Annotated in this window: 25 protein-coding genes; 8 read left to right on the top strand and 17 right to left on the bottom strand. The window is 73.4% G+C overall.

Annotation, left to right across the window (positions count from 1 at the left end; genetic code table 11):
• Positions 1-133 precede the first annotated feature (133 nt).
• Positions 134-871 (top strand): VOC family protein, encoded by a 738-nt coding sequence (locus tag ACZ7MX_RS09370; RefSeq protein ID WP_472130869.1) that lies wholly within the window; start codon positions 134-136, stop codon positions 869-871.
• A gap of 134 nt (positions 872-1,005) precedes the next feature.
• Here the strand turns inward: ACZ7MX_RS09370 and ACZ7MX_RS09365 are convergent, their stop codons facing one another.
• Complete coding sequence (locus ACZ7MX_RS09365; protein WP_030808766.1) at positions 1,006-1,197, bottom strand: DUF1059 domain-containing protein; 192 nt, start codon at positions 1,195-1,197, stop codon at positions 1,006-1,008.
• Between the two features lie 141 nt (positions 1,198-1,338).
• Here ACZ7MX_RS09365 and ACZ7MX_RS09360 point away from each other — a divergent pair, with 141 nt between their 5' ends.
• Together ACZ7MX_RS09360 and ACZ7MX_RS09355 are read left to right on the top strand one after the other, a co-directional pair.
• Positions 1,339-2,430 carry a class I SAM-dependent methyltransferase gene (locus ACZ7MX_RS09360; protein WP_472130867.1) on the top strand — a complete coding sequence of 364 codons (1,092 nt, stop codon included), beginning with the start codon at positions 1,339-1,341 and terminating at the stop codon, positions 2,428-2,430.
• Between the two features lie 106 nt (positions 2,431-2,536).
• The gene (locus tag ACZ7MX_RS09355; RefSeq protein WP_472130866.1) at positions 2,537-3,298 is read left to right on the top strand and encodes a helix-turn-helix transcriptional regulator; all 762 of its coding nucleotides are present in this window, start codon (positions 2,537-2,539) and stop codon (positions 3,296-3,298) included.
• 87 nt (positions 3,299-3,385) lie between these two features.
• Here ACZ7MX_RS09355 and ACZ7MX_RS09350 read toward each other — a convergent pair whose 3' ends face one another.
• Positions 3,386-3,931 (bottom strand): PadR family transcriptional regulator, encoded by a 546-nt coding sequence (locus tag ACZ7MX_RS09350; protein WP_472130864.1) that lies wholly within the window; start codon positions 3,929-3,931, stop codon positions 3,386-3,388.
• Between the two features lie 130 nt (positions 3,932-4,061).
• Here ACZ7MX_RS09350 and ACZ7MX_RS09345 point away from each other — a divergent pair, with 130 nt between their 5' ends.
• Positions 4,062-5,024, top strand: a complete 963-nt coding sequence (locus ACZ7MX_RS09345; RefSeq protein WP_472130862.1) for an alpha/beta hydrolase — start codon at positions 4,062-4,064, stop codon at positions 5,022-5,024.
• A 46-nt stretch (positions 5,025-5,070) separates the two neighbouring features.
• On the opposite strand, the gene ACZ7MX_RS09340 is transcribed toward ACZ7MX_RS09345, so the two are convergent.
• From ACZ7MX_RS09340 to ACZ7MX_RS09320, 5 genes are all read right to left on the bottom strand, one after another.
• Complete coding sequence (locus ACZ7MX_RS09340) at positions 5,071-5,442, bottom strand: DUF4333 domain-containing protein (RefSeq protein ID WP_472130860.1); 372 nt, start codon at positions 5,440-5,442, stop codon at positions 5,071-5,073.
• A 5-nt stretch (positions 5,443-5,447) separates the two neighbouring features.
• A complete protein-coding gene (locus ACZ7MX_RS09335) occupies positions 5,448-6,248 on the bottom strand; it encodes a hypothetical protein (RefSeq protein ID WP_472130859.1) in 801 nt (266 codons plus the stop codon).
• 210 nt (positions 6,249-6,458) lie between these two features.
• Complete coding sequence (locus ACZ7MX_RS09330) at positions 6,459-7,028, bottom strand: histidine phosphatase family protein (RefSeq protein ID WP_472130858.1); 570 nt, start codon at positions 7,026-7,028, stop codon at positions 6,459-6,461.
• Between the two features lie 66 nt (positions 7,029-7,094).
• The gene (locus ACZ7MX_RS09325; RefSeq protein ID WP_472130856.1) at positions 7,095-7,547 is read right to left on the bottom strand and encodes a GNAT family N-acetyltransferase; all 453 of its coding nucleotides are present in this window, start codon (positions 7,545-7,547) and stop codon (positions 7,095-7,097) included.
• Positions 7,548-7,605: 58 nt separating this feature from the next.
• The gene (locus ACZ7MX_RS09320) at positions 7,606-9,102 is read right to left on the bottom strand and encodes an aminotransferase-like domain-containing protein (protein ID WP_472130854.1); all 1,497 of its coding nucleotides are present in this window, start codon (positions 9,100-9,102) and stop codon (positions 7,606-7,608) included.
• On the opposite strand from ACZ7MX_RS09320, the gene ACZ7MX_RS09315 reads away from it, so the two are divergent.
• Together ACZ7MX_RS09315 and ACZ7MX_RS09310 are read left to right on the top strand one after the other, a co-directional pair.
• Positions 9,101-10,072 (top strand): DMT family transporter, encoded by a 972-nt coding sequence (locus ACZ7MX_RS09315; RefSeq protein WP_472130852.1) that lies wholly within the window; start codon positions 9,101-9,103, stop codon positions 10,070-10,072. The two genes, ACZ7MX_RS09320 and ACZ7MX_RS09315, sit on opposite strands and share 2 nt — an antisense overlap.
• 231 nt (positions 10,073-10,303) lie before the next feature.
• A complete protein-coding gene (locus tag ACZ7MX_RS09310; RefSeq protein ID WP_030413065.1) occupies positions 10,304-10,513 on the top strand; it encodes a DUF1918 domain-containing protein in 210 nt (69 codons plus the stop codon).
• Between the two features lie 90 nt (positions 10,514-10,603).
• Here the strand turns inward: ACZ7MX_RS09310 and ACZ7MX_RS09305 are convergent, their stop codons facing one another.
• Complete coding sequence (locus tag ACZ7MX_RS09305; protein ID WP_472130850.1) at positions 10,604-11,833, bottom strand: glycoside hydrolase family 10-like protein; 1,230 nt, start codon at positions 11,831-11,833, stop codon at positions 10,604-10,606.
• A 159-nt stretch (positions 11,834-11,992) separates the two neighbouring features.
• Between ACZ7MX_RS09305 and ACZ7MX_RS09300 the strand changes: the two genes are divergently transcribed.
• Positions 11,993-12,850, top strand: coding sequence for a 3-hydroxybutyryl-CoA dehydrogenase (locus ACZ7MX_RS09300; RefSeq protein WP_030413063.1), 858 nt, complete (start codon positions 11,993-11,995; stop codon positions 12,848-12,850).
• A gap of 97 nt (positions 12,851-12,947) precedes the next feature.
• Here ACZ7MX_RS09300 and ACZ7MX_RS09295 read toward each other — a convergent pair whose 3' ends face one another.
• From ACZ7MX_RS09295 to infC, 8 genes are all read right to left on the bottom strand, one after another.
• On the bottom strand, positions 12,948-14,204 hold the full coding sequence (locus ACZ7MX_RS09295) for a PP2C family protein-serine/threonine phosphatase (RefSeq protein WP_472130849.1): 1,257 nt from the start codon (positions 14,202-14,204) through the stop codon (positions 12,948-12,950).
• Between the two features lie 199 nt (positions 14,205-14,403).
• Complete coding sequence (pheT, locus tag ACZ7MX_RS09290; protein WP_472130847.1) at positions 14,404-16,929, bottom strand: phenylalanine--tRNA ligase subunit beta; 2,526 nt, start codon at positions 16,927-16,929, stop codon at positions 14,404-14,406.
• The gene (gene pheS / locus ACZ7MX_RS09285) at positions 16,929-18,080 is read right to left on the bottom strand and encodes a phenylalanine--tRNA ligase subunit alpha (RefSeq protein WP_472130846.1); all 1,152 of its coding nucleotides are present in this window, start codon (positions 18,078-18,080) and stop codon (positions 16,929-16,931) included. Before pheS ends, pheT begins: the two co-directional genes overlap by 1 nt.
• Before the next feature lie 239 nt (positions 18,081-18,319).
• Positions 18,320-19,474 (bottom strand): sensor histidine kinase, encoded by a 1,155-nt coding sequence (locus ACZ7MX_RS09280; RefSeq protein WP_472130844.1) that lies wholly within the window; start codon positions 19,472-19,474, stop codon positions 18,320-18,322.
• Positions 19,475-19,556: 82 nt separating this feature from the next.
• Positions 19,557-20,411 carry a TrmH family RNA methyltransferase gene (locus ACZ7MX_RS09275; protein WP_472130842.1) on the bottom strand — a complete coding sequence of 285 codons (855 nt, stop codon included), beginning with the start codon at positions 20,409-20,411 and terminating at the stop codon, positions 19,557-19,559.
• 159 nt (positions 20,412-20,570) lie between these two features.
• Positions 20,571-20,954 carry a 50S ribosomal protein L20 gene (gene rplT, locus ACZ7MX_RS09270; protein ID WP_030413047.1) on the bottom strand — a complete coding sequence of 128 codons (384 nt, stop codon included), beginning with the start codon at positions 20,952-20,954 and terminating at the stop codon, positions 20,571-20,573.
• A 104-nt stretch (positions 20,955-21,058) separates the two neighbouring features.
• Positions 21,059-21,253, bottom strand: coding sequence for a 50S ribosomal protein L35 (gene rpmI, locus ACZ7MX_RS09265; protein ID WP_016576627.1), 195 nt, complete (start codon positions 21,251-21,253; stop codon positions 21,059-21,061).
• A 124-nt stretch (positions 21,254-21,377) separates the two neighbouring features.
• Positions 21,378-22,064 carry a translation initiation factor IF-3 gene (infC, locus tag ACZ7MX_RS09260; RefSeq protein ID WP_385863066.1) on the bottom strand — a complete coding sequence of 229 codons (687 nt, stop codon included), beginning with the start codon at positions 22,062-22,064 and terminating at the stop codon, positions 21,378-21,380.
• Positions 22,065-22,397: 333 nt separating this feature from the next.
• Here infC and ACZ7MX_RS09255 point away from each other — a divergent pair, with 333 nt between their 5' ends.
• Positions 22,398-22,796, top strand: coding sequence for a DUF1844 domain-containing protein (locus ACZ7MX_RS09255; RefSeq protein WP_472130839.1), 399 nt, complete (start codon positions 22,398-22,400; stop codon positions 22,794-22,796).
• A 168-nt stretch (positions 22,797-22,964) separates the two neighbouring features.
• On the opposite strand, the gene ACZ7MX_RS09250 is transcribed toward ACZ7MX_RS09255, so the two are convergent.
• Entirely contained in the window at positions 22,965-23,735 is a 771-nt protein-coding gene (locus tag ACZ7MX_RS09250; RefSeq protein ID WP_472130837.1) for an MIP family channel protein, read from the bottom strand.
• Between the last annotated feature and the right edge of the window lie 68 nt (positions 23,736-23,803).

Raw genomic sequence — 23,803 nt, 5'->3', positions numbered from 1 at the left:
CTCCTCGTCGATGGCATGACTATACGGACTGCAACAGTTTTATGCAACGCGGGTCCCTCCACCTGCCTTCCGGTCTGCGTGCATTCCGGCCTCCTGCGGATGCCGTGGCAAGCGGGCACATAGGATCGCCGGCATGGCACTGCGACCCGTCCAGGTGAACATCAAGGCTCTTGATCACTCGGCGGTCGGCCGGTTCTGGGCGGAGGCGCTCGGCTGGCGTGCCTACAGCCCCGGGGTGACCACCTACGCCGGACCTGGCGGCGGGCTCGTCTGGCCGGAGCCGGTCGGCCTCGGCATCGACGTCGTCCCCGTCCCGGAGCCCAAGACGGCCACGAAGAACCGTGTGCACCTCGACCTCGCCACCACCTCCGCGGCCCATCAGGCGGAGTTGGTCGCGCGCCTGAAGGCTCTCGGTGCGACGCCCGCCGACGTGGGGCAGGGCGACGTGCCGTGGACGGTCCTCGCCGACCCCGAGGGCAACGAGTTCTGCGTGCTGGAGCCCCGGGAGGTCTACCGGGACACCGGGCCGATCGCCGCGGTGGTGGTCGACTGCGCGGATCCGCGGGCGATGGCCCGGTTCTGGGGTGAGGCGATGGACTGGACCCTGCACGAGGTGACCGACGAGCGTGCGGTGCTGCGCTCCGCCAAGAGTGTCGGCCCGTATCTGGAGTTCCTCCGCACGCCCGGCGTGCAGAACGTGCCGGACCGCGTCCATCTCGACCTCCTGCCGTACCCGGGTGACGACAAAGCGGCGGAGGTGGCTCGGCTGCGGGCCCTCGGCGCCACGGACCTCGACCTCGGCCAGGGCGACGTCCCGTGGACGTGCCTGACCGACCCGGAGGGCCACGAGTTCTGCGTCCTCGCCCCGTGAGGCGCTGAGTCACACCGCGCTCGCCTCCTGCCGTACGTACGTACGGCCGCCGCCGCACGTACGGCCGCCGCCCCGTCCTGCGGGGCGGCTGAGAACCTCGACTTTCCCCCGGCGGCCGGATGGGCGCCGCGGGCTCAGGCGGGCTGGGGCATCTCGTTCTTCAGGGATTCCCGGATCTGGTCCCGCAGCTCGGGGCTGTCGGTGTGGCCGTGGACGGAGATGGCGTGCTCGGTGGCCGCGCGCACCACTTCCTCCTCCTCGCCGGAGATCACGAGGGAGCAGTTCATCTCGCTCGGGTAGTCACGGCAGTCGATCTTCTTGCGCATGGCGCACCTCCTCCCTTCCAGTGTCGGCGGGCGCCCGGGGCCCGCCGTATACGGCGAATCCCGTATGGCGCGCGGAGCGGCGGGGCTGGTGGAGTGGAAGACGATCTGGTGGCCGTACGGAGGCGACGGGAGGTGCGGGACGTGGCGACTTCGACCTCCGCCGGCGCCCCCTCCGGCGCCGTGGACCAGGAGCGGGTGCAGCGGTTCCTGGAGAAGGTGATCACCGACGGCGGGGCCGCGGTGGCGGGGCTGTGCACCTCGCTCGGCGACCGGCTGGGCCTGTACACGGCCATGGCCGGCGCCGGTCCGCTCACCTCCGCCCGGCTCGCCGCCCGCACCGGCCTGGTCGAGCGCTACGTCCGCGAATGGCTCGACGCCCAGGTGGCCGGCGAGTACGTGACGTACGCCCCGGGGACCGACACCTACCGGCTGCCCGACGAGCACGCCGCCGTACTGGCGGACCCGGACCGGAGCACCTACGCCGCCGGGTTCTTCACCATGCTGCAGGCCGTGTACGCCACCGAGGACAGCCTGATGGACGCCTTCCGCACCGGCGAGGGGGTCGGCTGGGAGGAGCACGGACCGGCGCTGTTCGCCGGCACCGCGAAGTTCTTCCGCCCCGGCTACACGGCCGCGCTGGTACCGGAGTGGCTGACCGCGCTGGACGGTGTGGTGGAGAAGCTGGAGCGCGGGGCGCGGGTCGCCGACGTCGGATGCGGCTACGGCTACTCCACGACGCTGATGGCCCGGGCCTTCCCCCGGTCGTACTTCCGGGGCTTCGACTTCCACCGCCCGTCCGTCGAGGCCGCCCGCGGCATCGCGGCCGAGCGGGGACTGGCCGACCGGGTCAGCTTCGACGTCGCCACCGCACAGGACTTCCCGGGCGAGGGCTTCGACCTGATCACGTTCTTCGACTGCCTGCACGACATCGGCGACCCGGGCGGCGCGCTGCGGCACGCCGAGCACGCGCTGGCCGACGGCGGCACCTGCATGATCGTCGAGCCGAACGCGTCGGGCCACGCCCAGGAGAACACCAACCCCGTCGGCCGGGCGCTGACCGCCGCCTCGGTCGCCGTCTGCCTGCCGTCCGCGCTGGCCCAGCACGGACCGCAGGCACTGGGGAACCACGCGGGTGAGGAGGCGATGCGCAAGATCGCCGACGACGCCGGGCTCCACCACTGGCGGCTCGCCGCCGAGAGCCCGGTCAACCGCGTCTATGCCGTCGGGCGTTAACCGCGCCTGACGCGCCCGGCCGGTCTTCCCCCGGCCGGCCGGGTGGCACCCGGGGGCCGGGCGGACCTGCCTTGACGGGCCCCGGCCCCCTCGGCAGGCTGGGTACATGACCCCGGCCGCGGAGGTCGGCCTGCGGCGGATCCTCGCCGTGGTGGACCTCCTGATGGATGCCGTCATCGATGCCGTCGACGAGGAAACCCTCGTTCCGGTGCTGCTCCCGCTGCTGCTCGGGGCGGTCCCCGGCGACAGCATCGTCTGGTCGCCGCACGCCGGGAATACGGAGCACCCGTTCACCGTCCCCACCGGCCTGCTGAGCCAGGACGTCCGCGACGCCTTCGACCGCGAGGCGGCCTCCGACCCCCTCGTCCTGCACACCACCGTCGGCCCCGGCACCCCGATGCGCCGCTCGACGCTGCAGACCCGCCGCGAGTTCCACGCGCTGGCCGCCTACCCGGACGTCTACCGGCCGCTCGGCGCCGAACACCAGCTGGCGATGTCGTTCCCGGCCGGCCGCGCCGACGAGCCGCCGCGCAAGGTGTGCGTGGCGGTCAGCCGGGACGGCAGCGACTTCTCCGACGACGACGTGGCCACCGCCGCGCTGCTCCGCAGCCGGCTCACCCGGGTCCTCACCCGGCTCGCCCCGGCACTGCCCGCCCCGCCGCCGGTCACCCACCGGGAGTCCGCCGTACTCACCCTGCTGGCCCGCGGCCTGACGAACCAGCAGATCGCACACCGGCTGGCGATCAGTCCGCGCACGGTCGACAAGCACCTGGAGCACGTCTACGCGAAGCTGCGGGTCGGCAGCCGCGTCGAGGCGGCGAACGCGTGGCTGACGCGGGACGCGGCGGTGGCACGGCCGGTCCGGTAGCGGCGGTGGCGCGTCCGGTCCGATAGCGGCGATTGCCCATCCGGCCGCCCGGGAGCGGCGGTTGCGCGTTCGGCGCCGTCGTCCTCCTCAGTCGTCCAGCCGGTCCGGGTCGGCGGCCACCGACTCCCAGAACTCCGCGTGGGCGCGCTCGTGCAGCACCCCGAGGCGCAGCAACCGGGCCCGGGAGCGCTGCCGGGAGTCCTCGGCCGGATCGAGGGCCGCGCGCAGCGACTCGTAGTGGGCGAGCCATCCGCGGTGCCGTTCGGCCTGCCGGGTGGCCAGCGCGACGATGTCCGCGGCGGCGCCGAGATCGGCGAAGAACAGTTTCAGCTGGGCCGGATCGCGGGTCTCCGCCTCGGGGGTGTCGGGGTCGGCCAGCCAGCGTTCCAGGGCGGCGCGGCCCTCGGCCGTGAGGTGGAAGATCCGCCGGCGGCGGCCCGCCGTCTCGGTCTCCTCACGCAGCAGACCGGCCCCCGCCAGCTCCGCCGGGATGCGGTACAGCTGCGCATGCAGGATCGGCCAGAACGGCTGGATGTCGTCCTCCACACGGGACTTGAGCTCGTACGGCGTCATCGCCCCGTGCCGGGCGATCAGTCCGAGCACGACGTATCTCGCCGGGCTGTACTCCGCCATCCTCCGCCTCCCACTCACCTTGACACCATCTCATTGAGACCATACCTTCCCTCTCATCGAGACCTTCTCAATGAGAGGGTTGCGATGGATGTCATGTCCCAGCCATATGCACACAGAAACGGGGAACCCCATGCCCGGCCGCACCACCACGACCGCCGTCCGTCCGCATCCCGAACTGGCCGCGGTCCTCGGCCAGTTGCCACCGCGACCCGCCGACCCGTACGCCGACATCGAGGCGCTGCGCAGCGGTTTCCGGCAGCTCATGGCACCGCTGATGCCGGCCCACGACCCGCGGGTGACCGTGCGGGAGACGACCCTCCCGGGGCCGGACGGGAACCGCCTCGACGTACAGGTGCTGCGCCCCGCCGGCGCCGAGGGGGTGCTGCCCGGCGTCCTCTACCTGCACGGCGGCGGCTTCGCGTACGGGGAGCTGGACGGGCCCAGCCCGATGGCGCGCCAGGCCTGTGTCGCCGCGGGGGCCGTGGTGGTCAACGTCCATTACCGGCTGGCCCCCGAGCACCGCTACCCGGCCGGGGTCGAGGACTGCTACGCCACGCTGGAATGGATGGTCGCGGCGGCGGACGAACTCGGTATCGACCGCGAGCGGATCGCCGTCACCGGGGCCTCCGCCGGCGGCAATCTGAGCGCCGCCGTCTGCCTGATGGCCCGCGACCGCCAGGGGCCGCGGATCGCCTTCCAGTGCCTGCTGATCCCCTGCCTGGACGACCGGGACCGGACCGCCTCCCGACGGCGGATCGACGACCCGCGGATCATCAACGCCACCGGCATCGCCCGCACCTGGGACACCTACCTCGGCCCCGGCCGCGGCCCCGACACCCCCGCCTACGCGGCCCCCGCCCGGGCCACCGACCTCGCCGGGCTGCCGCCCGCGTACGTCCTGACCTGCGGCCTCGACCCGCTCCGCGACGAGGGGCTGGAGTACGCCCGGCGCCTGACGGAGGCGGACGTACCGGTCGAGGTCAGGGACGTCCCCGGCGCCTGGCACTTCTTCGAGGCGTACGCCCCGGAATCCGACCTGGCCCGCCGCACCACCGCCCACTGGCTGGCCGCGCTGCGCACCGCCCTCCACTGAAGGGGCCGGGTCCCCCACGGCCGGCGGTTGCCTGCCCGTCGGGGACTCAGTGCGGAACGGAACGGCGTCGGTAGGTCACCTTGTTGTCGTGGACGCGGGTGACCTCGACGGTCAGGTGGCGGTACCGGCCGAGCGGGAAGTGCGCCGTACAGCGCACCGCGGCGGACCGCACCGGCCGCAGATCGCCCGAGCAGTGCACCGCGTCCGGTCCGCTGCGGAACGGGAGGGTGAGCTGGCCGCTGAGGGTGCGGGCGATCTCGGTGCGCAGCACGGTGTGCGTGCCGTCGTCGACCTCGCTGGTCGCGTCCCGGCCGTACAGCGCGGGGACGACGAGCACGAGGAGGACGGTGCCGGCCGCGAGGAGGGCGGTGAGCAGGCCGAGGAGCAGCCCGCGGCGGGGCGGTGGCTGACCGGTCACCGCCGTCAGCCCTGGGCCCGGCGGGCGTGCCGGAGGCGGGCCGAGGCTCCCCAGCCGGCCGCGCCGAGCAGCGCCAGTCCGCCGAGCACCGCCGCCGTCCGGTCACCGCCGTGGCCGGCCGCGCCGCCGAGACCGGTGTGCGAACCGCCCTGCGGGACATACCGGCCGGAGTCGTCGGAGAGCCCGGAATCGTCGGGCCCGGACCGGTCGGAGAGCCCCTCGTCCGCCTGGGCGCCGTCCTCGGCCGCCGAGCCGCCGGAGAACGTCCCGGTGCCGTCGGAGACCGGGCTGGCCAGGAGCGCGCCGTCCGTGACGGTCAGGGTGCCGGTGGCGGCCTTCACCGCCTTCGGTCCGCCGCCGTCCTCCTGCCCGGCGCGGGCCGCCCGGTACACCGCGTGGTGCGGCCTGGTGCCCGTAGCGCCACCGCAGACGACGGTGACCCGGTACGTGCCCGGGGTGACGCCCTGCGGCAGGACCGCGGTGGCGCCCGCCTGGTCGGCCATCGCGGACAGCCGCAGGACCGGGATGGCCGGGTTGTCGAAGCGGGCCTCGGCGGACCCGCCCGCGCAGACGCCGCCGTCGTACACCGAGAAGGCCCCGCCGGGCGCCACCCGCTCGGGCCGGACGGTCACCGCACCGGAGGCGGCCGGCACGGGCCCGGAGGCGGCCTTGGACGCGGCGCCGCCCACCGCCTCGCTCACCGCGTCGGTGGCGGCGTCCGCACCGTCCCCGTCACCGAAGAGCAGGACGGACACCGCCAGACCACCGGCCGCCAGCGCATAGAGAGGAATGTGGCTTATGTGCATACCCCACAGAGAAGCGCCCCGCCCGGCGGCCCGCACCTCGATGGGAACCGCGGCCGCCGCCCGCGACCAGGGTCAACGCCGCGACCGACAGCGTTCGCGCAGGTCAGGCCGGGTGTGCATGCCCCGGACAGCGGAACGCGCGGGCTGGGCTTTCCGGGTGGTGACGGTCCGTGACCGTGCGTGAGGAGCGGAACCGCCTGCCGCGGCCCGTCACGCCTCCAGCCGGAGGTCCCACTTGCCGGAGCGGCCGGTGAGCGTCACCACCGACAGCGGCCGGACGTCGATGCGCCAGTACGCGTGCGGCGGCGCCTGGAGGGCGTAGACCAGGGCGGCCCGGACCACGCCGGGTTCGGCGACCGCGAGCAGCCCGGCGGCGTCCTCGACCGGCCGGGTGTCCAGCCAGCCTCCGACCCGGGTGATGAAGGCCAGCAGGGATTCCCCGCCGTGCGGGGCCGAGCGGGGGTCGGCCAGCCAGGTCTCGACCGCCGCCGGCTCGGCCGCCGCGACCTCCCCCAGGGTGCGGCCGCGCCAGCGCCCCATGTCGCAGTCGCGCAGCGCCGGCTGGGGCAGCGGGCGCAGGCCCAGCCCTTCCCCGGTCTCCCGGCAGCGCGCGGACGGCGAGCAGTAGCGCAGCTCGGCGGCGGCGAGCCGGCACAGCACGGGCGCGGCCCGCTCGACCTCCTGCCAGCCCACCGCGTCGAGCGGGCGGTCGTCGTCGAACTGCGTCGCGAGCAGCGCGGAGCTGCGGGCCGCGGCCACCAGCGAGAGTCGAACGCTCATTCGCCGATGGTAAGAGGAGGACCGGCCGGCGGGACCTCGCTTGCGCAGATCGCGAGCACCCCGGCCTCAGATCCCGAGCGGGCCCGGGTCGATCAGCCCGAGGGTCATCCACTGCTCGGGCGCCACCAGCGGCCGGAAGCCGACCTTCTGGTAGACGCCGTGGGCGTCCTTGGTGGCGAGGGTGAGCCGGTTCAGCCCGCTGGTCGCCAGGTGGTCGGCGATGGCCTCGACCAGGGCCGTGCCCAGTCCCTTGCCGCGGTCGTCGCGGCAGACGTAGACGTCGCAGAGCCAGGCGAAGGTGGCGTGATCGGTCACGACCCGGGCGTACGCCACCTGGCGGCCGGAACCGGACGCGTACAGGCCGAAGTTGAGCGAGCCCGCGACGGCGCGGTCGTGCAGGGCCCGGGGCCGGTCCAGCGCCCAGTAGGCGTCGGTGGCGAGCCAGTCGTGGACCAGGTCGGCGTCCAGGCGGGCCGGGTCGGTGGAGATCTCGTAGCCGTCGAGGGCGTGCGCGTTCATGCCGGGAGATTCCCAGAAGGACGGCGGCGGCGTCGAACCGGTGTGCCCCCGGGCGCCGTCATTCGACGGCCACCCCCAGTTCGTCGCAGGCCGTGCGCAGCCGGCGGACGCCCTCGGTGATCTCGGCCGGGCCGGCCGCGGCCGCGAAGCTCAGCCGGAGGTGCCCGGCCGGCGGCTCGGCGGCGAAGTACGGGCGGCCGGCCGCGACCGCGACCCCGGCCCGCAGCGCCGCACCCGTCAGCGCGGCCTCGTCGGCGCCGTCCGGCAGCCGCAGCCAGAGCTGGTAGCCGCCGCACGGTACGTACGGGCCGCCGTCCCGGCCGGGAATGCCGCCGTACCCGGCGCCGGACCCGGCGAGGGCCGGCAGCCGGCCCGCGAGCGCCGCGGTCAGCGCGTTCCGGCGGACGGTCAACTCGCTTGCGATGAACCGGAGATGGCGTCCCCAGGCGGGCGATCCGACCAGTTCCAGGGCGGTCTCCTGGAGCGGTTGGGGCACGAAGAAGTTGTCGACGACCTGGATGGCGCGCAGCCGGTCGCGGACCGGGCCGCGGGCGGCCAGTGCGGCCACCCGGAGGTTGGGCGAGGTGGCCTTGGTCAGGGACCGGATGTGCACGACGGTGCCGTCCCGGTCGTCCGCCATCAGGGTCGGCGGCAGCGCGGCCGCGTCGTCGTGGACCAGCAGCCGGGCGAAGTCGTCCTCGATCACGAAGGCGCCGGCCGCCCGGGCCACCCGGAGCACCTCGCGCCGCCGCTCGGCGGACAGCACCGCCCCGGTCGGGTTCTGGAACAGCGGCTGGCACACGAAGAGCCGGGCGCCGCTGGCCCGGAAGGCGTCGGCCAGCAGGTCCGTCCGTACGCCGTCCGCGTCCACCGGGACCGGCACCGGGCGCAGTCCGGAGGCGCGGGCGACGGCGAGCATGCCGGGGTACGTCGGCGATTCGACGAGGACGGGTGCGCCGGGCGCGGCGAGCGCGCGCAGGGCGGCGGTCAGCGCGTTCTGGCCGCCCGCGGTGATCTGCACATCGCTCGCGGCGAGCGCGCCCCCGGGGCCGCCGATCTCCCGGGCGAACCATGCGCGCAGCTCCGGCACGCCGTCGACCGGGGGCCGCGCCCAGGCACCCGGCCGGCGGCCGGCCCGGGCCAGGGCGGCGGCGAGGGCGCGTTCGGGCTGCAGGTCGGGGTGCAGATACCCGCCGTTGAGTTCGATGACGCCGGGGGCCGGGCGGGCGAGGGTGGCCACCACGCCGGACGCGTCGACGCTGCGCGGCACCTGGTCGCCGGCCGGTTCGGCGCTGAGCGCGATCTCCTGCCACGAGGTGTCGACCGGCCGGGCGGCCGCTGCCGGGGGCTCGGCCCGGAAGGCGCCGGCGCCGGGCCGGGTGGTGACGAGGCCCTCGGCGACGAGTTCGGCGAGGGCCCGGGAGACGGTCACGGGGCTCACGCGATGCCGCTCCACGAGGGCCCGACTCGATGGCAGCTTCTCCCCGGGAGAGTAGCGGTTCAGCTCGTTCCTCAGGCTCGCGGCCAGCTCAGCCACACTGCTACGCTCTTGCATGAGAGTCAACGATAGCGCTACTACCGCCACGGCGATAGCGGTGAACGCCCCCGCCGCATCCTCCGCAACCGCCGTCCCCGGTGCCGCCCCCGCCGTCCCGGAGACCGCCGCGCCGGCCGGCCGCGGGGTGCTGCTCGCCGGCCTGGGCGTGGCGTCCTTCTCCCTCACCTTCCCCGGGACCGCCTGGGCGCTGGAGGGCATGGGGCCCTGGACGGTGGTGATGCTGCGCAGCGTGCTGGCCGCCGTCCTGGCCGGCAGCGCGCTGGCCGTCCTCCGGGTGCGCCTCCCCGAGCGCCGCCACTGGGCCGGGATCGCGGTCGTGGCGGGCGGCGTGGTGCTCGGGTTCCCGCTGCTGACGACCCTGGCGCTGCAGACCTCCACCACCTCCCACGCGGCCGTCGTGGTCGGCCTGCTGCCGCTGACCACCGCCGCCTGCTCGGCCCTGCGCACCGGTGCCCGCCCGTCCCGCACCTTCTGGGTGGCGTCCCTGGCCGGCGCCGCCGTCGTCCTCGGCTTCGCGGTGCAGCAGAGCGGCGGCGCCCCGGGCCGCGGTGATCTGCTGCTGTTCGCGGCGCTGCTGGTGTGCGCGGCCGGCTACACCGAGGGCGGCCGGCTGGCCCGCCACATGCCGGGCTGGCAGGTGATCGGCTGGGCGCTGGTGCTGTGCCTGCCGGTGACGGTGGTGGGTGCGGCGGTCGCGCTGTCCACCGAGCCGCTGCGGCTGACCGCCCACGCGGTCACCGGGCTGCTGTGGCTGGCGGCCGGTTCGCAGTTCCTGGGGCTGGTGGTCTGGTACCGCGGGATGGCCGTGATCGGCGTCTCCAAGGCGAGCCAGCTCCAGCTCGCCCAGCCGCTGCTGACCCTGGTGTGGTCGGTGCTGCTGCTCGGCGAACGGCTGCCGCCGGCCGCGCCCGTCACGGCGCTGGCGGTCCTGGCCTGCATCGCGGTCACCCAGCGGGCCCGCGGGTGACCGGCCCGGGCGCGGTGCCCGTGGGCCCGGCCGCCGGTTCCGGAGGGACCGGCGGCCCGCTCCCCGGGTGCGCCCCGCCCCCGCGGACGTAAACTTGCCGCGATGGCGGATAGCGCGCCGTCCGGGCCGCGGCAGGCCCGCAACCCCTTAAACCGTTGGCCGTTCAACCGCTCGGCCGTCCCCTCGTCGGCCGTTCGGGTCGCATGGCCGCCCGAAGCGGGGAGGACCCTGATGCACGCGACCAAGGGCGACCGGCTGGTGGTGCACGGCAGGACCGTCGGGCACCACGACCGGGTCGTGGAAATCGTCGAAGTACTGGGGACGAACGGCGATCCGCCCTACCGCGTCCGCGCGGAGGACGGACACGAGGCGATCGTGTCGCCCGGGCCCGACTCGGTCGTCCGGCACGCCAAGACCTCCGACGTCGAACCCGGCCGCTGACACCCCTCGGCCGACCGGCCGAGCACCCACCGGGGCCACCCGGCCCCGCCACCCGACCCGCGCCGCGCGGACCGGCCCGGGGCGAGAGCCCTAGGACCGTGCCGCGCTGCCGTAGTGGTCGCGCACGACCCGGGCCAGTGCGCCCATCCGGTCCCTGGCCACCTCCTTCGCCGAGAAGTAGACGTGCCCGCCGACCTGGGGGTAGTCGCGGGCGAAGGTGAGATGACGGGAGAGTTCGGCCGGGTTCTTCCAGGCCGCCGGCTGGCTGTCGCCCGCCTTGTAGAGCGCCTCGCCGATGTAGAGGTCGACGCCGGTGCCGTCGACCGTCCGTGACCACCACGGCACCAGTTCGGCGTAGTCGGCGGCCTTGGTGCCGATCGGCCAGTAGACCTGCGGCACGATGTAGTCGAGCCAGCCCTCGCGCACCCAGCGGCGGGTGTCGGCGTAGAGGTCGTCGTACGTCTCCACCCCCGCCTGGGTCCGGGAGCCGTTCTTGTCCGTGGCCTGGTTGCGCCAGACCGCGAACGGGCTGACGCCGAACCGCACCCGGCGGCCCTCCTGTTGGCCGCCCTCGCCGAGCCGCTGCGCCATCTCGTACACCAGCCGGTCGATGTTGTCCCGCCGCCAGTCGGCCCGGTTGTCGAAGTCGCCGCCGTAGGTGTCGTAGGCCTCGTCGTCGTCGAAGCTCTTGCCGGCGACCGGATACGGATAGAAGTAGTCGTCGAAGTGCACCCCGTCGACGGAGTAGTGCTCCACCGCGTCGAGCATCGCGTCCTGGACGAACGTGCGGACCTCGGGCAGGCCGGGGTTGTAGTACAGCTTGCCGCCGTAGGGCACGATCCACTCGGGATGCCGGCGGGCCGGGTGGTCGGCGGTCAGCCGGCCCGGGTCGGTGTGGTTGGCGACCCGGTACGGGTTGCACCAGGCGTGCAGTTCGAGGCCGCGCCGGTGCGCCTCGCGGACCGCGAAGTCGAGCGGGTCCCAGCCCGGATCGCCGCCCTGCCGCCCGGTCAGCGACTCGGCCCAGGGCTCGTACGGGGACGGCCAGAGCGCGTCCGCGGCGGCCCGCACCTGGAAGAACACCGTGTTGAGCTTGTGCGCGACCGCCGCGTCGAAGTGGGCGCGCAGTTCGCGCTGCTGCTCGGCGGCGGTCAGCTTCGTACGCGAGGGCCAGTCGAGATTGCCGACGGTGGCCAGCCACACCCCGCGCATCTCGCGCCGCGCCGCTCCCCCGGCCGGTCCGGCCGCCGCCACCCCGAGCACCGAGCCCGCCATGCCGATCGCCGCCCTGCCGAACACCCTGCGTGTGATCCGTTGCATCAAAAATCCCCAACTTGTCCGGTTCATCCCGTCCTGCGGCCTCAGAATGCCCGCCCCGGAAGCCATGACCCAGCACCGTGCGGAGTAACGTCGGGGCCGAGGCGGCCGCCGGACCCTTACGGCGCACCGCCGGTCCTGAAGATCAGCGAAAGGCACGAGGTGACGGACATCGAACGCGTCGGAGTGGTCGGTTGCGGCCAGATGGGCGCAGGCATCGCCGAGGTGTGCGCCCGCGCCGGGCTGGACGTCATGGTCGCCGAGACCACCGGCGAGGCCCTGGAGCTGGGGCGCACCCGCCTGACCAACTCCCTCGGCAAGGCCGCCGAACGCGGCAAGATCACCCCCGAGGAACGCGACGCGACGCTCGACCGGCTCAGCTTCACCACCGACCTCGGGGAGTTCGCCGACCGCGACCTCGTCATCGAGGCCGTGGTGGAGAACGAGCAGGTCAAGACCGAGATCTTCCAGGTTCTCGACCAGGTCGTCAGCCGCCCGGACGCGATCCTGGCGTCCAACACCTCCTCGATCCCGCTGGTGAAGCTGGCGGTGGCCACCTCCCGCCCGGACCAGGTCATCGGCATCCACTTCTTCAACCCGGCGCCGGTGCAGAAGCTGGTGGAGCTCATCCCGGCACTGACCACCGGCGAGGAGACCATCAAGCGCTCCGAGGCGCTGGTCCAGAACGTGCTGGACAAGCACGCCATCCGCGCCCAGGACCGCTCCGGCTTCGTGGTCAACGCGCTGCTCATCCCGTACCTGCTCTCCGCGATCCGGATGTTCGAGTCGGGCATCGCCAGCCGCGAGGACATCGACAACGGCATGGAGCTGGGCTGCGCCCACCCGATGGGTCCGCTCAAGCTGTCCGACCTGATCGGCCTGGACACCGTCGCCTCGGTCGCCGCCTCCATGTACGAGGAGTACAAGGAGCCCCTGTACGCCGCTCCCCCGCTGCTCCAGCGGATGGTCGACGCGGGGCGGCTGGGCCGGAAGTCGGGGTCGGGGTTCTACCCGTACTGAATCCGGACCCCGCGGATCCCAGGGCCGGCGGAGCTCGTTCGCCGGCCCTTCGCCGTTCACCGGGCAGGCCACGTGGGCGCCGACCTCGCCACGTCCCTCAACCGCTCCGCCCGTGGAGGGTGGTGAAGCCCGGTTCCCACGGGGTGTGCATGTCCGTGGCGGGGAGTGGTACGGCCGGATCGTGGCCCGTGCCGTCCGCGCAGAGCAGCACGAGCGCGACGTCGTCCGACAGCCGCCCGCCCGCATGCCGCAGCAGCGCCTCCCGTACGTCGTCCACCACCCCGGCCGGTGCGGGCCCGGGCGTTCCGGCGGTCGTCGCCACGCTGCTGTACAGCCGCTGCGCCAGCGGGAAGAACTCCCCGGTCCGGTCCCGGGCCTCCACCGCACCGTCGGTGTGCAGGAAGAGCCCCTCCCCGGGCCGCAGCCGCCCGCAGCACAGCGGCGCCGCGTCCGCCGGGAGCGGGAACAGCCCGAGCGGCGGCATCGGCTCGCCCGGGGCGAGCGGCGCCACCGGGTCCACCGCCCGCCACACGAGGCGATACGGCCACGGATGCCCGCAGTTGAGCGCCGTCACCGAGCCGTCCGGGGCGATCTGCACCAGCAGCAGCGTCACGAACTCCTCCGCGGCCGGGCTCGCCGCACCGACGTCCGCCGGGTCCGCCCGGCGCGCCCGCTCCCCGAGATGCCGCTGGTGGGCCCGCTCCAACCGCCGCAGCACACCGGCGAGTTCGGGCTCGTCGTGCGCGGCCTCGCGGAAGCTGCCGAGCATCGCCCCGACCGTGCCTATGGCCGCGAGGCCGTGCCCGCGGACGTCGCCGATCACCGCCCGGACGCCGTACCGGGTGCCGACGACCTCGTAGAGGTCCCCGCCCACCACCGCGCCCTCACTCGCGGAGAGGTGGTCGGCCGCCAGGACCAGCCCGCCGATCCGCGGCGGCAGCGGCCGCAGCAGGACCCGCTGGGCGGCCGTGGCGACCTCGCGGGTGCGCTCCAGCTCCCGCAGCAGCCGCTTCCTGCGGCCGGCCGTCAGATAGCTGGCGCCGACCACCGCGAGGACCGCCCCGCAGGTCATCACCCGGGTACCCGGGCCGGGGCCGGCGTCGCCCGCGCCGAACGGGACCAGGGCGGCCAGGGCGCACACCCCGCCGAGCAGGACGCACTGCCGGCGGCCGGTGCCCGCGCAGGCGATGGCCGGCGCCGCGGCGAGGAGTTGCAGCAGCCGGCCGCCGGTCGGCTCGCAGAGCTCCCAGGTGACCACGCCCAGCACCCAGAGTCCGGGCAGCACGAGGACGAGACCGCGCCGGGCACGGCTCGCCCGGTCGCGTGCGCCTGTCCTCGCCCAGGCTCGGATCATGCCGATGGTCCCCCCAGCCGGTGGTCTGGCTCGACCGGATCGATTCTCGCGACGTTCCGTATCCGTTCCGCGACGAAACGTACATCACCACCCGATTGGGTGATGGTGTATGGATCGGATCGTCGACAAAACGGCGCGGCATGCGAAGAGGGCGTGGACGGCCGTGCCGTCCACGCCCTCCACCGGGCTCGTGCGCGGGTCAGCCGCGCAGCACCGCTCCGGTCCGCTCCACGGCCGACGCTACCGCCGCGTCCCGGGCGGCCGACGCCTCCTCCGCGGTCAGCGTGCGGTCCGCGGCGCGGAAGCGCAGCGCGTACGCCAGCGACTTCTTGCCGGCCCCGAGCTGCTCACCGGTGAAGATGTCGAACAGCCGCAGCGCCTCCAGGAGTTCACCGGCCCCGTCGCGCAGCGCGGCCTCGACGTCCGCCGCCGGGACGCTGTCGTCGACGACGAGCGCCACGTCCTGGGTGGCGACCGGGAACGAGGAGATCGAGGGCGCCTTCAGCGGGCCGGCGCCGGCCCGCTCCAGACGGTCCAGGTCGATCTCCATCGCGCAGGTGCGCTCCGGCAGGGACAGCGTCTTGATGACCCGCGGGTGCAGCTCACCGGCGTTGCCGACGAGGACCTCCTCGCCGTCGACGACGGCGAGCAGCGCCGCGCACCGGCCCGGGTGGAACGGCGCGTGCTGGTCCTGACGGATGATCAGCTCGACGCCCGCCTCCCGGGCGACCGTACGGCCGGCCTCGATGGCGTCCGCCCAGTCGGACGGACGACCGCCGCCCCACCAGCCGGGCTGCTCGCGGTGGCCGGCGAGGACCACCGCGGCGCGCCGCGGCTGCTGCGGCAGCGAGGCGTCCAGCGAGGCGATCTCGTCGTCGGTCGGCCGGCGGTCGACGACCAGCCGGCTGGCCGGCTTCTCGTCACCGCTCGCCCGGAAGACCGGACCGGTCTCGAAGAGCGCGAGGTCGTGCGTGCCCCGGCCGTAGTTGCGGCGGAGCGCGCCCAGCAGCCCGGGGATGAGCGTCGTGCGGAGGTCGGGCTCCTCGTCGGAGAGCGGGTTGACGAGGGTGACCGCCGAACGGCGCGGGTCGTCCGCCTCGATGCCGAGCTGGTCCAGGACGTGCGAGCCGGTGAACGGGTAGTTCAGCGCCTCGACGTAGCCCGCACCGGCCAGCGCCCGGCCGACCCTGCGGTGCAGTCGCTGGCGCTCCGTCAGGCCCCGGCCGGCCGGCGGCTTCGGCAGGGTGGAGGGCAGGTTCTCGTAGCCCTCCAGGCGGATGACCTCTTCGGCCAGGTCGTTGGGGTCCGAGAGGTCCGGCCGCCAGGACGGCACGGTGACGACCAACTCGTCCTGGCCGTAGACATCGCAGCCGACCTGCTGGAGGCGGCGGACGACGGTCTCCCGGCCGTAGGTGACACCGGCGACCTTGTCCGGGTGGTTCGCCGGGATGGTGATCGTGCGCGGCCCGCGGGGCGAGACGACCTCGGTGACACCTTCCCCGGCGGTACCGCCGGCGAGCAGCACCAGCAGGTCGACGGTGCGCTGCGCCGCCGCCGACGCCGCCTCCGGGTCCACCCCGCGCTCGAAGCGCTTGGCCGCCTCGGAGGACAGCTTGTGCCGGCGCGCCGTACGGGCGATGGCGATCGCGTCGAAGTGCGCGGCCTCGATCACGACGTCGGTGGTGCCGCGCAGCTCACCGGTCTCCGGGTCGGTGACCGGGGCGGCGATCTCGGTGTTGGCGCCGCCCATGACACCGGCGAGCCCGATGGGGCCGCGGTTGTCGGTGATGACCAGGTCCCCGGCGTCCAGCGCGCGCTTGGTGCCGTCCAGGGTGGTCAGCTTCTCGCCGGGGGTGGCACGGCGGACGCCGATCGGGCCGTCGACCGTGGTGCGGTCGTAGGCGTGCAGCGGCTGGCCGAGCTCCAGCATCACGTAGTTGGTGATGTCGACGGCGAGCGAGATCGGGCGCATGCCGGCCTTCTGCAGCCGGCGCTGCATCCACAGCGGGGTGCGGGCGCCGGGCTCCAGGCCGGTGACCGTCCGCGCGGTGAAGCGGTCGCAGCCGATCGGGTCGGCGACCTGCACCGGGTAGCCGGCGGCGTTCGGCGGCGGGACGTCCAGCAGCGCCGGGTCGCGCAGCGGCAGCCCGTAGGCGATGGCGGTCTCGCGGGCCACGCCGCGCATCGACAGGCAGTAGCCGCGGTCCGGGGTGACGGCGATGTCCAGCACCTCGTCGACGAGCTCCAGCAGCTCGATGGCGTCGGTGCCGACCTCGTACTCCGGCGGCAGCACGATGATGCCGTGCGTACCGTCGTCGCCCATGCCGAGCTCGTCGCCGGAGCAGATCATGCCGTGCGACTTCTTGCCGTAGGTCTTCCGGGCGGCGATCTTGAAACCGCCGGGCAGCTCGGCGCCGGGGAGGACAACGACGACCTTGTCGCCGACGGCGAAGTTACGGGCGCCGCAGACGATCTCCTGCGGCTCACCGGTGCCGTTGGCCCGGCCGACGTCGACGGTGCAGAAGCGGATCGGCTTCTTGAAGCCCTCCAGCTCCTCGATGGTCAGCACCTGGCCGACGACGAGCGGGCCCTTGAGGTCCGCGCCGAGGCGCTCGACGGTCTCGACCTCCAGGCCGACCGCGATGAGCTTTTCCTGTACGTCCCGGCCGGTCTCCGTCGCCGGCAGGTCGACGTACTCCCGCAGCCAAGAAAGCGGGACCCGCATCAGATCTCCATCCCGAACGGCCGGGTGAACCGGACGTCGCCCTCGAACATGTCGCGCATGTCTTCCACGTTGTGCCGGAACATCAGCATCCGGTCGATTCCGAACCCGAAGGCGAAGCCGCTGTACTTCTCCGGGTCGACGCCGCAGGCGATGAGCACCTTGGGGTTGACCATCCCGCAGCCGCCCAGCTCGATCCACCCCTCGCTGGAGCACGTACGGCACGGCCGGTCGGGGTTGCCCACGGACTCGCCACGGCAGACGTAGCAGACCATGTCCATCTCGGCGGACGGCTCGGTGAACGGGAAGTAGTTCGGCCGCAGCCGGGTCTTCATGTCGGGGCCGAACAGCGCCCGGACCATGTGGTCGAGGGTGCCCTTGAGGTCGGCCATGGTCAGGCCCTCGTCGACGGCGAGCAGCTCGATCTGGTGGAAGACCGGGGAGTGCGTGGCGTCCAGCTCGTCGGTGCGGTAGACCCGCCCCGGGCAGACGACGTAGACCGGCGGCTCGCGGTCGACCAGGGTGCGGGCCTGGACCGGCGAGGTGTGGGTGCGCAGCACGACACCGGACTCATCGCCCTGGGCGCCTCCCCCAGACTCCGTCCGGGAGGTGCCCCCAGCCTTGACGAAGAAGGTGTCCTGCATCTGGCGCGCCGGGTGGTCCGGCACGAAGTTCAGGGCGTCGAAGTTGAACCACTCCGCCTCGACCTCGGGGCCTTCGGCGATCTCGTAGCCCATCGCGACGAAGACGTCCGCGACCCGCTCCATGAAGGTGGTGAGCGGGTGCCGGGCGCCGGCCGGGACGCGGTCGTAGGGCAGCGTGACGTCCACCGCCTCCTCGACCAGCACCCGCGCGTCGCGCTCCGCCTCCAGCTCTTCCTGGCGGGCCTTGAGCGCCTGGTTGACGCGGCCGCGGGCCTGGCCGACGCGCTTGCCGGCGTCCGCCTTGGCGTGCGGCGGCAGGGCACCGATCTCCCGGTTGGCGAGGGCGAGCGGCGAGCGGTCGCCGGCGTGGGCGGCCTTCACCTCGCGCAGCTGCTCCAGATCGGCCGCGGCGGCGACGGCGGCCAGCGCCTCGTCCAGCCGGGCGGCGATCTCTTCCGGTTTCAGGGCTTCGACCTCGACAGGGTCGTACGACTTATTGGGTGCGGACATCTCTTCCCGTGCTTCCGGTGGACTGGCTTGGCTTGGCTCGCTTCGCCTCGGCTCTTCGATCACATGGGTCGTATGGGCCGAGCCCGCGCTGCGCCCGCGATGCCTGTGCGCCAAAGGTGCCAAAGGTCAAGTCTAAGGGGGACGGGTGGCGCGGCCGGCCCGAGCCCCTGGGGGACGCCCGGCGCGCACTCCCTCAGGCCCGACCGTCGCCCGCCACCACCCTTGCACGACGCTGCGCTCTAATTCATAAAGGCCGGGGTCGCGACGGGCAGGCTGAATCGGAACTGGGCGCCGCCGGTGGACGCCCGGCCGACCGTGATCGTGCCGCCGTGGGCCTCGACGATGCCCTTGACGATGTAGAGGCCCAGGCCGGTGCCACCGCGCTTGCTGCCCCGCCAGAAGCGGGTGAACACGCGGCTCATCGACTCCTCCGGGATGCCGGGGCCCTCGTCGCTCACGGTGACGCTCGTCCCTTCCGTGCTGGTGGCGTCCGTTGTCGGTCCGACCTCGATGGTGACCGTTCCCTCGCCGTGGCGCACCGCATTTTCCAGGAGATTGCCGAGCACCTGGTCCACCTTGTCCGGGTCCGCCCACAGATCGGGCAGGGGTTCCCGCATCCGGATCAGAAAGCGGTCCGGCCGCTGGCCGGCGGTGGTCTGCGCCTGGACGTGCCGGCGCACCGCGGCGATCATGTCGACCCGCTGCCGGCGCACCTCCAGCCGCCCGGAGTCGATCCGGGAGATGTCGAGCAGTTCGGCGATCAGCCGGGTGACGCGGTTGGCGTCGGCGTCGACCGTCTCCAGCATCAGCCGCTTCTGGTCGTCGGTGAAGCGTTCCCACTTCTGGAGGAGGGTGGCGGTGAAGCCCTTGACGGAGGTCAGGGGCGAGCGGAGCTCGTGGGCGACGGTGGCGATCAGTTCGGCGTGGCTGAGCTCGGTACGGCGCCGGGCTTCGGTGCCGCGCAGCGCGATCACCAGCCGCTCGACCGGCCCGCCCGGGCGGCCGCGGACGTAGCGGGCGGAGACCAGCACCTCGCGGCCGCCGAGCAGGAGGTTGCGCTCGGGCTGGCCGCGGCGGATGGCCAGGCCGCCGTAGGGGTCGGTCAGCCGCCACCAGCGGCGGCCCTCGATGTCCTGGAGCGGCAGGGCCTCCTCCAGGGGGCGGCCGAGCGCGTCCTCGGGGGCGAGGCCGGTGATCCTGGCGGCCGCGGCGTTGAAGCAGCTGACCCGGCCGGTCGCGTCGGCGACCACCAGGCCGTCCGGAAGGTCGTCGGGGTCGAGCCCGGTGTCCGGGGCGGTGGACGCCACCGCGCGGGCCGGCGGCGGGCGGCCGGCCGGTCCGTCGGACGGGCTGCCGTCGGCGCGTGCTGTGATGCCGGAAGTCCTCACACTCATCCCCGTTACCCCCTTCCGGGCCCCCGGGCACGCAACACTACTAGCTCGCCTCGGATGTGCCGGGTGTTCCGGTGGACGCCCCTCAGGCGGGTGACGCGGAGCGGCAGCCACCGGGGCCGCGCTGGGCCCGGGCCGAGGCGTAGAGGCAGACCGCGGCGGCGGTGGCGAGGTTGAGGCTCTCGGCCCTGCCGTGGATGGGGACGCGTACGACGGCGTCGGCGAGCGCCCGGGTCTCCTCGGGCAGGCCCCACGCCTCGTTGCCGAAGACCCAGGCGGTGGGCCCGCCCATGGATCCGGTGTCCAGCTCGGCGTCCAGGTCCCGGTCGCCGGCGCCGTCCGCGGCGAGGATCCGTGCGCCGGCACCCTTGAGCCCGGACACCACCTGCTCGACCGGTACGCCGACCGCGACCGGGAGATGGAAGAGGGAACCGACCGACGCCCGTACGGACTTGGGGTTGTACAGGTCGACGGAGGCGTCGGTGAGCACCACGGCGTCCGCGCCGGCGGCGTCCGCGCAGCGCAGGACCGTACCGGCGTTGCCGGGGTCGCGGACGTGGGCGAGCACCGCGACCAGCTTCGGGCGGGCGGCGAGGATCTCCTCGAACGGCGAGTCGAGGAAGCGGCAGACGCCGAGCAGGCCCTGCGGGGTGACCGTCTGGGAGATGTCCCCGATGGTCCGGTCGTCGGCGAGGTGCACCCGGACCCCGGCCGCGCGGGCCGCCCCGACGATCTCGTGGTGGCGCTCGGCGGCCTCGACGGTGGCGAACAGCTCGATGAGCGTGGCGGCGCCGTCCGTGCGGTGCGCGATGGCCTCCCGTACGGCCTGCGGGCCCTCGGCGATGAACCGGCGCTCCTTGCCGCGGAAAGCGCGGCGGGCCAGCCGCCGGGCGGCGGTGACGCGCGGGGAACGCGGGGAGATCAGCTCGGGGGTGCCCATGGGCGGCGGCTCGCTTCTGTGGTTCGGTGCGGGGGCCCGGCCGGGCCGGGCGGGCCTGGGCCGGAAAAGCGGCGGACCCGCAGGCCCGGGGCCTACGGGTCCGATCGCGACGGCGTCACGACCGCGTCGGTCGTGACGGCCACGTCGTCAGGCTGGCGTTCAGGCAGCCTTCGGGGCGTTGACGTCGCTCGGCAGGGCCTTCTGGGCCACCTCGACGAGCGCGGCGAACGCGTTGCTGTCGTTGACCGCGAGGTCGGCCAGGATCTTGCGGTCCACCTCGATGTTGGCGGCCTTCAGACCCTGGATGAAGCGGTTGTACGTCATGCCGTTGGCGCGGGCAGCGGCGTTGATGCGCTGGATCCACAGCTGACGGAAGTCGCCCTTGCGCTTCTTGCGGTCGTTGTAGTTGTAGACGAGGGAGTGGGTGACCTGCTCCTTCGCCTTGCGGTACAGGCGGGAGCGCTGGCCGCGGTAGCCGCTGGCCTGCTCGAGGATCGCCCGGCGCTTCTTGTGGGCGTTGACTGCCCGCTTGACGCGTGCCACTTGTTAACTCCTTGTAGCGGGGCCGTGGTTGTCGTCACACGGCCCGAATCGATTGGGTCCCGGTCCGCGTCGCGCACCCCGCTGGGTCAGCGGGGCGCGGCGACTCACTTGCCGAGAAGCTTCTTGATCTTCGCGGCGTCGCCCGGGGCCATCTCGGCGTTGCCGGTGAGGCGACGCGTCACGCGGGACGACTTGTGCTCGAGCAGGTGGCGCTTGCCGGCGCGCTCGCGCAGCACCTTGCCGGAGCCGGTGACCTTGAAGCGCTTGCTGGCACCGCTGTGCGTCTTGTTCTTCGGCATGCGCCGTTCTCTCCTCGTCAGTGGCGCTCCCACCGGCACGGGCCGGCTGGCGGGAGCGTCAGATGTATCGGTTGGTGTCCGGGGCGGGTTGCCCCGGCATGAATCCGGGGCTCTCGCCCATGGATCACGCCTCGGCGGGCTCCCCGGCGGGCTCCTCCACAGGAGCACCACCCTGGCGCTCCGCCTTGCGGGCGGCCTGCGCCTCACGGGCCTCGGCCATCGCCTCGGTCTTCTTCTTGTGCGGACCGAGGACCATGATCATGTTGCGGCCGTCCTGCTTCGGGTTCGACTCGATGAAGCCGAGCTCCTGGACGTCCTCCGCGAGCCGCTGCAGCAGTCGGAAGCCCAGCTCGGGGCGGGACTGCTCGCGACCACGGAACATGATCGTGATCTTGACCTTGTCACCCTGCTTGAGGAACCGGACGACGTGACCCTTCTTGGTGTCATAGTCGTGCGGGTCGATCTTCGGCCGGAGCTTCATCTCCTTGATGACCGTGTGCGCCTGGTTCTTGCGCGCCTCACGGGCCTTCATGGCCGACTCGTACTTGAACTTTCCGTAGTCCATGAGCTTGCAGACCGGCGGACGGGCGTTCGCCGCCACCTCGACCAGGTCGAGGTCGTACTCCTGCGCAAGCTCCAGGGCCTTGGCAAGCGGCACAATGCCGACCTGCTCGCCACTGGGACCGACGAGTCGCACCTCGGGGACGCGAATCCGGTCGTTGATGCGGGGCTCGGCGCTGATGGATCCTCCTCGGTAGCACCACGCGACGGCCTGGCGGACTGCCGCGTAACGTCTGTTCGGTGTGACCAACCGCGCCGGTACATGAAAAATGCCCCGGACGGGACACAGGCGGGGCTCCACATAGATCTGGAGCACCGCCGCGAAGTCTCCGCGGGGCGCAGCCGGACCGTTGACCCGCCAACCTGAGGTCGGCCGGGTGGGAGAACGGAGCCTCCACTTGTGGGCCGGTCACATGAGTGTCCGGCCGGTCGGAACACCAGAATACACGAGTCAAGCCCCGGCCCCCACTCGTACGCCGCTGTGCGGGCGCCGCCCGTCAAGGGGACAGTCCCGGACGCCGGGCCCGCGGAGGCGGGCCATAGGCTGGAGCGGACCCCTCTTTCAGGAAGAAGCCCTTAAGACATGAGCGACCAGACCCCGCAGCCGTCCGACGCGCCCGAGCCGTCCGGCACCCCGCACGCGGCGAGCCCCGACTTCGACGCCATGACCCGGGACATCGCGGACGTCCCGGCGGTCGAGGTGATCACCACCGTCGCGGTGCATCTGATGAGCTCGGCGGCGGTCAACCTGGGGCTCGCCGAGGACGGCGAGGCGCACAAGGACCTCGACGAGGCGCGCAAGCTCATCCAGGCGCTGGCCGGTCTGGTCACCGCCAGCGCCACCGAGATCGGCTCGTACCACGCGGCACCGCTGCGGGACGGCCTGAAGTCGCTGCAGCTGGCCTTCCGCGAGGCCTCGGTCGTGCCGGACGAGCCGGGTCAGGGCCCCGGGGAGAAGTTCACCGGGCCGGTCTACGGCTAGTCCGCACCCTCTGGTCCGCACCCTTGCGACTTTGCGCGAGACGACGAGCCCCGGCCGATGCGGCCGGGGCTCGTGTGATGTCGGAAGGAAGAGAAGGAAGAGAAGGAAGAGAAGGGGTCGCCGGACCCGTGGTCCGTACCCGTGACCCGTGATCCGTGAGCCGTGGGGTCAGACCCGTTCGTCGGGGCCCGCGCTCGGCTCGCGCGGCGAGACCTGGTCGGCGACGAGCACCGGCTCCTGCGGCGGGTGGGTGACCTGGTGGACCACCGCGGCGATCGCCCCGCCGATCAGGGGCGCCACGATGAAGAGCCACAGCTGGGTGATGGCGGCGCCGCCCGCGAACAACGCGGGACCGATGGAGCGGGCCGGGTTCACGGAGGTGCCGTCCAGCGGGATGCCGATGAGGTGGACGGTGGCCAGTGCCAGACCGATCGGCAGGCCGTCGAAGCCGATCACGGCCACCCGGTGGGTGACCGCCAGGAAGACGAAGACGTAGAGGAAGGTCATCACCATCTCGGCGACGAAGGCACCGCCGAGGTTGAGGTGCACCGCCGAACGGTCGCCCCAGCCGTTCGTGCCGAAGGCGGCATGGGTCTGCAGGCCGGGGACCTGCTTGGCGACCAGGAAGAGCAGCGCGGCCCCCACGATGGCGCCGAGGATCTGGGCGATCCAGTACTCGACGGCCGTACGGAGGGTGATCCGGCGGGACAGCAGCATGCCCAGGGTCACCGCGGGGTTGAGGTGGCTGCCCGAGATCGGCCCGAGCGCGTAGGCCAGGGCCAGCATGGTGAAGCCGAAGGCCAGGGCGATGCCGAAGGTGCCGATGTACTCGCCGGCCAGCACCGCCGAGCCGACGGCGAAGAAGACCAGGAGCAGCGTGCCGAGGAATTCGGACACGACGGTGCGGGTCACGACCGAGGGGGTCTCCGTTGTCTCCATGTGGGCTCTCCTCGCGTGGATCTTGAGCTCTCCTCGCATTGTGCGGCCCGGAGGACGAACCCGCCCGT

The organism is Streptomyces sp. NPDC107765 (assembly GCF_055657085.1).
Note: the sequence above shows the minus strand (reverse complement) of the source record. Positions and strands in the feature narration are given on the sequence as shown.